This is a genomic window from Streptomyces sp. NPDC006208 (assembly GCF_040613775.1).
Taxonomy (GTDB): Bacteria; Actinomycetota; Actinomycetes; order Streptomycetales; family Streptomycetaceae; genus Streptomyces.
In genome coordinates this window covers 1-7453 of record NZ_JBEXSW010000100.1, presented here as the reverse complement: position 1 = coordinate 7453, position 7453 = coordinate 1, and the positions used below count along the sequence as shown (strand labels likewise).

Sequence of the window (7453 nt, the reverse complement as noted above, 5' to 3'; positions counted from 1 at the left end):
GTGAACCGCTGGCAGGCCGAGGAGCTGTGTGAGAATCTGGCGGATCTTTACCTGGAGTCCTCGGACCCGTCGCCGAGCGAGGGACACCGCAGCCGAAGAGTGGCTTCATCGGCATGCCTGTCGACTACCACGGGCGACGACGTCACCGCGGTCTCATGGGCTGACTGAGGTCACGCTGTGCACTCCGGGGGAGAAGATCGCCGCCGCTGCCGTGAGGCGCAGCTTCTCCAGCGTGTCGATCTGGCCCCGCGCCCGGTCCAGCAGATCTTGAAGCTGGGATTCATCCAGACGGGGCTCGCCCGCGGCCACGACGAGCAGCGTGCGCCAGATCAGGGTCTTCCCCTCGACTCCCAGCCGCAGGGTCTCGAGCTCGATGAACGTGCTCAGCCCGGAGCGCCGGTACAGAACGCCGTTTGGTTTCAGGCGCCCCAGCCTCTCGGCCGCCCAGCCACCGTAGACCTTGTAGCGGCGTGCAGGGACGCCGAGTGCGTCCATGAGTTCAAGCAGGGTCTGCCGGTCCTTGGCGATCTCGTCGGAGATGCGCTTGAGGTCGGCGCTGCGTGCCGAGTGGCGGTGCTGGTGGGCGATGCGCTGCGCGAGCCCGATGCCGAAGGTGGCACCGGCCAGGTGATCATTCAGGTAGATCCCGAGCTTGTCACGATGCATCCTGGGGCCCTCTTTCTGCCGTCCTCGACGGTGCGACCGCGTACAGAGGCAGGCTCGGAGCGCCGGCGTCGGATTTCCCCCGCACCACGACAGCAAACCGCGAGAGAACGGAGCCGACGGGGCGAAATGCCGGGAAGGGACCCGAACGGCTCAGGGGCCCAGGCGCCGGAGTGCTGCATCAGAATTCTCCGCGTCGGCCCGGCAGTACCTGCCCGTGGTCGTGCAGCGGTTGCGGGCATGAGCTCTTTGCCGCGGCCCGAGCGCCTGGGGCTGGTGACGGCCGAGGTCGACCTGCAGGTGACGGATCTGCTGGAGGACCCGGCTCCGGCGGCCGGGGCTGGCCCGCTGCACCCGTCGCCGGGCCCGGTGCCCGTACGAGAACCGGCCGCAGAGCCCGCCGACACGGCGACGGCCGTACCCGGAGTGATTCGCCTCGTCCCCAGTTCCAGGACTGCCCAAGCCCCAGGCCGGGGCAGGGCTCGCTCACCCCGTCCGGATCGAGGACAGTGGCGAACCCTCAGGCAGACACGTCGAGATCCAGCCGGCGACCGCCGAGGACCATCGCGTCCTCGCCGTCGCCCGCGCTGTCCGCACGGCAACCGCCGCGGCGCCGGAAGCGAACACCGCCGGCCCAGTGACGGAAGCCGATCTCGTGACGGCGGTGGGAACCTGCCAGTGGCCGACCGGCCTGACCGGCAGGCAAACGGCATCGGCTCTGCCCCGCGCACCGCGTTCGGCATTACGGGCCGCGCGCTGGAGGCGCCGTGTGGCGCGGTGCTGCTGGTGCGCCGCTGTCGGCCGACGCCCGCTGTGGTGCGTCGTCGACTGCGGGGCTGATCCCCTGATCCGGGCCCTCACCCTCGGCTCTTTCGCCCGCCTGCACCGCCGTCGCCGTCCAGGCGGCGCAGAACAGCAGCAGCCTGGCCATGAGGTTGATCCACAGCACGACGGCGACCGGCACAGCGAAGGCGCCATACATGCTCTTCCCCGCGACGCCCTGCAGATAGCCGGTCAGCAACCACTTGAGCAGTTCGAAGCCGACCGCACCGATCAGACCGGCGACCACGACCGCACGCCGACCGGGATGCACCCGCGCCAGCCGGGTGAGCAGGTAGACCAGCAGCAGGAAGTCGACGAGCAGGGCGATGGCCAGGCCGACAAAGAACAGCAGCGCCCGTCCCGCCTCGCCCTCGATCCCGACCTTGCCGGCAGCCCAGCCAACCGCACTGTTCGCGAACACCGAACTGCCGATCGCGACCAGCCCGACCACTCCGAGACCGACCAGCACCCCGGCGTCCTTGATCCTGAGCAGGATCGGATTTCCCGGATCCTGCTCCTTCTCCCATACCGCGCGCAGGCACCCACGCATGCCACCGACCCAGTTGATGCCGATCACGAGCAGCAACGCGCCCGCGATGAGCCCGACGGCCCCAGCGTGCGCGACGAGGCTGTCCAGGTCCAGCAGGCCGGAAAGGCCCGGCGCCTGGTCAGCAATCTTGTCCTGGAGCTTCCCGAGCTGGTCCTCGCTCAGCAGCTTGGCGCCGATCGCCGCGCCCACGGTGATCAGCGGAAAGAGGGCGACGAAACTCGTGAAGGTGATGGCGGCGGCGAGCCGGGCCCAGTGGACCTTGACCAGCCGCTCGTACGCCCGCCACACGTGCGTACGCATCAGCCGTGCGATCCCAGGAAGCCGCGTCAGCCAGACCATGAAGAGACACCCACTCTCAGCGTACCCACGGCGAGAAACGACGCATCCAGCGGCGAAACCCCACCGCTGTCCGTGGCGAGGTCGGTGCCCAGTGCGTGCGACTGGAGGGCCTGGCCGCTGGTCAGGGCCTCGGGAGAGGTGGGCACCAAAGGGGTGTTGCGCGAGGCGCACTTCAATCAACCCACCATTTGCCCGGTTTTAGCGCAATTTACACGATTTGTGAAATCCTGGAATGTGGCACACCAAGGGACAGCACCCGCGGCGGCAACTCTCGTTTGCCCCAGATCTGGCTGCCGGGGCGAGTTGTCAATGAGTGGAGGATGCGATGTCGACAATCATCATCATCGTGGCTGTCGTGGTCGTCCTGGCTCTGGTCGCGCTGGCCCTGTGGACCATGGCCCGGCGCCGGCACCTGCGGGAGCGTTTCGGGCCGGAATACGAGCGCACGGTCGAGGCGAAGCACAGCCGTGGAGCAGCCGGCCGCGACCTGCGCGCGAGGGAGGAGCGGCATGAAACTCTGGAGATCAGGCCGCTGCCCTCGACGGTCCGGGACCGGTACGCCCGGGACTGGACGAGTGTGCAGGAGCACTTCGTCGACCGTCCCGACCAGGCCGTGGGTGAGGCGGACCGGCTCGTGACCACGCTCATGAGTGAGCGTGGCTACCCGACCGACAGTTACGAGCAACAGAAGCGGGACCTCTCGGTCGAACACTCCCGGACACTGGAGCACTACCGCATCGCCCATTGAGATCAACGCGCGAGCCGGAGGCAGGGACACCTCGACGGAAGAACTGCGGAGCGCGATGGTCCACTACCGGGCCCTGTTCGAGTGTCGGCGACGCGTGAATCGTGGTTCTGGATCACTTTCCGTGCCAGGGCCACGGAGGGTCACCGAAGCCGCGATCATGAACGGCCTTGCGCGCTGAGCAGGACCCGCTTGCGGAGCAGGTCGAAGTTGGCTCGGCCGAACATCTGCCTCTTCAGCATCTTGATCTTGTTGTTGTGGCCTTCGACGGCGCCGGAGCTGTAGGGGAGGCTGAGGCCGGCGACGACGGCGTCGCGGTCCTGGCCGAGGCCGGTGACGAAGGTGTGCAGGGCGGGTAGGTCGTCAGCCTTCACGCTCGTGATCCACTGGTCCAGGTGCTTCCCCTGTCGGTTGTTCATGAGCTCGGCGAACGCGCGAACGTGGTGTGCGGTGCGGTCGAGTGCGGGGCAGCGGGCCAGGATCGTCTTGAGCTGCTGGGCCTGGTCGTCGGTGAGGCGGTCGGGATGGCGGGTGAGCCAGCTGGTCACGTTCCGCACGGACGGCGCTCTGCGGGAAGGGTCGTGCGGAAAGCTTTCGCGGAGCTTGGCCACGTAGACCTTCACGATGTTCTCGCCGCCGGGGTAGCCGCGCTCGCGAAGTTCCTCGAACAGGCGGCGGGCGACGGTGCAGCTCTCGGCCCATCGCTCGTGCAAGTAGGGCTTGTAGGGGTCGAGGATGCTGGCCCGGCCGGTCCACCGGCCGACCAAGAGCTCGTCCGGGTCCGCGGCGTTGGCGAAGCGGCGGACGGTATTGCGGGCCAGCCCGAACCGGCGGGCGATCGCGCGCATTCCGACGCCCTGGTCGAGGAGGGCGTGGACGGCCGCGTGCTGTTCCCGGACGCGGTCGGAGAGCCGGCCAGTTGTCCGCAGCCCTGCGGGAGAGGGCGGTTCGAGGTTCGTGTTCTCCATGTCCGCGATGAACTGGGGCGTGGTGGAGTCGTGTGGCTCGCGCAGCAGGGCGCGGTGCTGGACGACTGTCTTCTCAACGGCCTCGGGGAGGTTTGACCAGATGTGCCACCGGTCCGCGACGTGGATGGCGTTCGGGGCGCCGAGACGTCCGGCTTCGGCATAGGCGGTGGAGCGGTCCCGGCAGATCACCTCGACGCCGGGATGGTCGGCGAGCCACCGGGCGACCGTCGACGTCGCCCGGTCCGGCAGCAGGTCGACGGGCTGGTGGGATTCGATGTCGATCAGGATCGTGCCGTAGTTGTGGCCCTTGCGCAGTGCGAAGTCGTCCACCCCGAGTACCCGTGGTGTCAAGGTCTCGGGCTCCGGAAGGCGACGGATCAACCGCAGCAGCGTCGACCTGCTCACCCCGGCCGCCAGAGCGTGGGACAGGCGGGCGCCGGCCCGGCCGGCCAGCATCACCGCCAGACGCTCCAGCACCGTCTGCAGCCCGGCACTGCGCCTTCCGTGCCGGACGGTCAGCCCGTCGACCTGCTCGGCGAACGTCGCCTGCCTGCAGGAACGTCGACCGCAGCGGAACCGACGCACCTGTAACTCGATCAATACCGGGCGCCCGCCGACCGCGCTGTCGGCGAGCCGACGTACGTACCGGCTGTGCACCCGGGACGACAGCGTCCCGCACCCCGGACACACTGCTCGCTCCGCGGCCGTCCGGGCCCGCACAGCCACCAACTCGCCGTCGGGCACGACGTTTTCGATCACGACAGCTTCGACCTGGTGGAACCACAGGTCCTGGAGGAGGACATCACCCACGGCCGTTCATGATCGCGGCTTCGGTGACCCTCCGTGGCCCTGGCACGGAAAGTGATCCAGAACCTGAAAGTTGACCCCCTCCAAGGGTCTGGCTCGTTGAGCCAGGCCGGGAGGAGTGGTGATCAGCGTGGAGGACTGGGCGGAGATCCGCCGGCTTCACCGGGCCGAACAGATGCCGGTGCGGGCCATCGCGAGGAAGCTGGGGATCTCGAGGAACACCGTCCGCAGGGCGATTGCGGACGACGCGCCGCCGAAGTACCAGCGGGCGCCGAAGGGGTCGATCGTGGACGTGGTCGAGCCGCAGGTCCGCGAACTGCTCGAGCAATGGCCGGAGATGCCGGCGACGGTGATCGCCGAGCGGATCGGCTGGGACCGCGGTCTGACCGTGCTCAAGGATCGGATCCGGGACCTGCGGCCGGCCTATCGGCCCGCGGACCCGGCCTCGCGGACCGTCTATGAGCCGGGCGAGATCGGCCAGTGCGACCTGTGGTTCCCGCCTGCGGACATCCCGCTAGGCTTCGGCCAGGTCGGGCGGCCGCCGGTGCTGGTCATGGTCGCGGGCTACTCGCGGTGGATCACCGCGCGGATGCTGCCCTCCAGGTCTGCGGCCGATCTGATCGCCGGGCACTGGCGGCTGCTGACCGAGCTGGGCGCCGTCCCCCGGGTGCTGGTCTGGGACAACGAGGGAGCCGTCGGCTCCTGGCGGCCGGGCGGTCCTCAACTGACCGACGAATTCGCCGCGTTCGCCGGACTGCTGGGCATCAAGTTCCTGCTCTGCAAGCCGCGGGATCCAGAAGCCAAGGGCCTGGTCGAGCGGGCCAACGGCTATCTGGAGACGTCGTTCCTGCCCGGGCGGGTGTTCACCTCGCCATCCGACTTCAACATCCAGCTCGCCGACTGGCTGACCAAGGCCAACCGGCGCATCCACCGCACCTTGCAGGCCCGCCCCTCGGACCGGCTGGAGGCCGACCGCTCCCGCATGCTGGCCCTGCCAACTGGCTGTTCTTCCGCAAGCAGAGCCCGGCCGCCGGCCTGCTGGCCACCCTCGCGCTCGATGTCAGCAACGTCCAGCTCATCGGCCGCGTCGTCCGGGCAGACAAGACTGCGGCCGTCGCCCTGCTGCCGTATGCGGCCTGGTGCGTCTTCGCGACCGCCCTCAACGCTGAGCTGGCCGAGCGTAACTGCAGCCGTCGGGGCGGGAGGGAGAAGGGACCGGCGCCGCCGTGACGCAGCCCGCATCGCACAGATGTGGAAGGTCCAGCCCAAACGCGTCGGCCCGGAACGCCCTCTACTCCATCGCGGAGACTGCGGGCTGTGCAAAGCAGCCGGCTACCTGAGCAAGGACGAAGCCCTCCTCACCGCGGAGCAGTTCACCGAGCTGCAGATGTGCGACATCTGCCAGCCATGGGGAGTCCTCGGCATCCCCAAGCCCGGCGGGGCCTGAGACCCCCAGATGCGAGCCACCGCCAACCGGGTGACCCTGGTGAAAGTGTCCTGTCCCCCAGACACCAGGGAGACCGTAATGATCAAGATGCTGCATGAAAAGGGCTTGCGCAGCGAGCACGCCTACACCGCAGCCTTCATGTCCATCGGCTTCTCCATCTTCACCTGGGCCGCCTCACTCAAAGTCGAGCCAGGCGTCGGGCTCGATCGCGCCGACCGGTGGGGCATCTTCGTCGGCGAATGGGCGCCCACGTTCTTCGGCCTCGGGCTGGCCCTCTCTCACTACGAGCAGCAGGACGGCACCCTGACCGCCAGCGTCCGCGACATCCGCAAGGCGCGCAAGGAGGAGCAGGAAGTCGTGTAGCCATCCGTAAGCGCCCGCCCCTGTCTGAGATCCGGGGGCGGGCGTGGCACGTGGGGCGGGCGATAGCGCGAGCGCCCCGCCTCGACGGGCTTAAGGCGCTGGCCGTGTAGACGATGCTTTCCCCCAGTGTCCCGGCGCGCTCCGAGGGGGCCGCCGATGCAGTCCGAGACTGAAAACAGCTCAGAGATCGTCGGTCGTCCCCAATCGACCATGTCGCAATGCTGCTGCCGGGGGCGTGCGGGCTGGTCAGGGCGAGATTCGGGTTTGCTTCGCGAAAGGGCGGGGAGCCGAGGAAAGAGGGCGCCCTACAGAGGACGTCCCTCACTGGAGGGCGTTATGATCATCCTCGGAGTCATTCTGCTCGTCATCGGCCTCGTGGCCGGCATCGGCATTCTCTGGACCATCGGAATCGTCCTGGTCGCGATCGGGGTTCTGCTGTGGATTCTGGGAGCGGTAGGACATGCGGTCGGCGGACGACGGCATTACTGGTAGCGCCGCGCGGCACCTTCCATCAGGGCATTTTCGGCTGAGCATGTCGGCGATGCCCTCAGCAGCGAACGTCAGCATGGCTCGGTGCTGGCTCCGTCGCGCTGTGAAACTGACCTACCGAGCTACATCCCCCAGCTGACGGAAAGCACCGGTCGCGATGACGCCTCATGCTCCTGTTCGTCCCCCGCCCTCACAGACGTCCGGCAGTGACTTCGCCAGACTGTCGAAGGTGATAGCCGACGCCGGGCTGATGCGCCGTC

General features: G+C 68.4%; 8 protein-coding genes and 1 pseudogene. 6 read left to right on the top strand and 3 right to left on the bottom strand.

Going from position 1 to position 7453, the window contains the following annotated elements; translation table 11 throughout:
• Positions 1–153 precede the first annotated feature (153 nt).
• Positions 154–666 carry a hypothetical protein gene (locus ABZ208_RS38550; protein WP_356914111.1) on the bottom strand — a complete coding sequence of 171 codons (513 nt, stop codon included), beginning with the start codon at positions 664–666 and terminating at the stop codon, positions 154–156.
• Between the two features lie 739 nt (positions 667–1405).
• Positions 1406–2374, bottom strand: coding sequence for a YihY/virulence factor BrkB family protein (locus ABZ208_RS38545; RefSeq protein WP_356914110.1), 969 nt, complete (start codon positions 2372–2374; stop codon positions 1406–1408).
• 325 nt (positions 2375–2699) lie between these two features.
• Here ABZ208_RS38545 and ABZ208_RS38540 point away from each other — a divergent pair, with 325 nt between their 5' ends.
• Positions 2700–3122, top strand: a complete 423-nt coding sequence (locus ABZ208_RS38540) for a hypothetical protein (protein ID WP_356914109.1) — start codon at positions 2700–2702, stop codon at positions 3120–3122.
• 155 nt (positions 3123–3277) lie between these two features.
• Here the strand turns inward: ABZ208_RS38540 and ABZ208_RS38535 are convergent, their stop codons facing one another.
• Entirely contained in the window at positions 3278–4897 is a 1620-nt protein-coding gene (locus ABZ208_RS38535; RefSeq protein ID WP_356914108.1) for an ISL3 family transposase, read from the bottom strand.
• A 118-nt stretch (positions 4898–5015) separates the two neighbouring features.
• Between ABZ208_RS38535 and istA the strand changes: the two are divergent.
• From istA to ABZ208_RS38510, 5 genes and pseudogenes are all read left to right on the top strand, one after another.
• A pseudogene (gene istA, locus ABZ208_RS38530) lies at positions 5016–5891 on the top strand (IS21 family transposase); the annotation flags it as partial.
• Positions 5795–6124: a TspO/MBR family protein gene (locus tag ABZ208_RS38525; RefSeq protein WP_356914113.1), complete on the top strand. Its 330-nt coding sequence runs from the start codon at positions 5795–5797 to the stop codon at positions 6122–6124. The pseudogene istA and the gene ABZ208_RS38525, both read left to right, overlap by 97 nt.
• Positions 6024–6341: a DUF6233 domain-containing protein gene (locus ABZ208_RS38520; RefSeq protein ID WP_356914112.1), complete on the top strand. Its 318-nt coding sequence runs from the start codon at positions 6024–6026 to the stop codon at positions 6339–6341. The genes ABZ208_RS38525 and ABZ208_RS38520 overlap by 101 nt, the downstream gene beginning before the upstream one ends.
• A gap of 78 nt (positions 6342–6419) precedes the next feature.
• Entirely contained in the window at positions 6420–6704 is a 285-nt protein-coding gene (locus tag ABZ208_RS38515; RefSeq protein ID WP_328399423.1) for a hypothetical protein, read from the top strand.
• 336 nt (positions 6705–7040) lie between these two features.
• On the top strand, positions 7041–7196 hold the full coding sequence (locus tag ABZ208_RS38510; protein WP_356914107.1) for a DUF6131 family protein: 156 nt from the start codon (positions 7041–7043) through the stop codon (positions 7194–7196).
• The last annotated feature ends 257 nt before the right edge of the window (positions 7197–7453 follow it).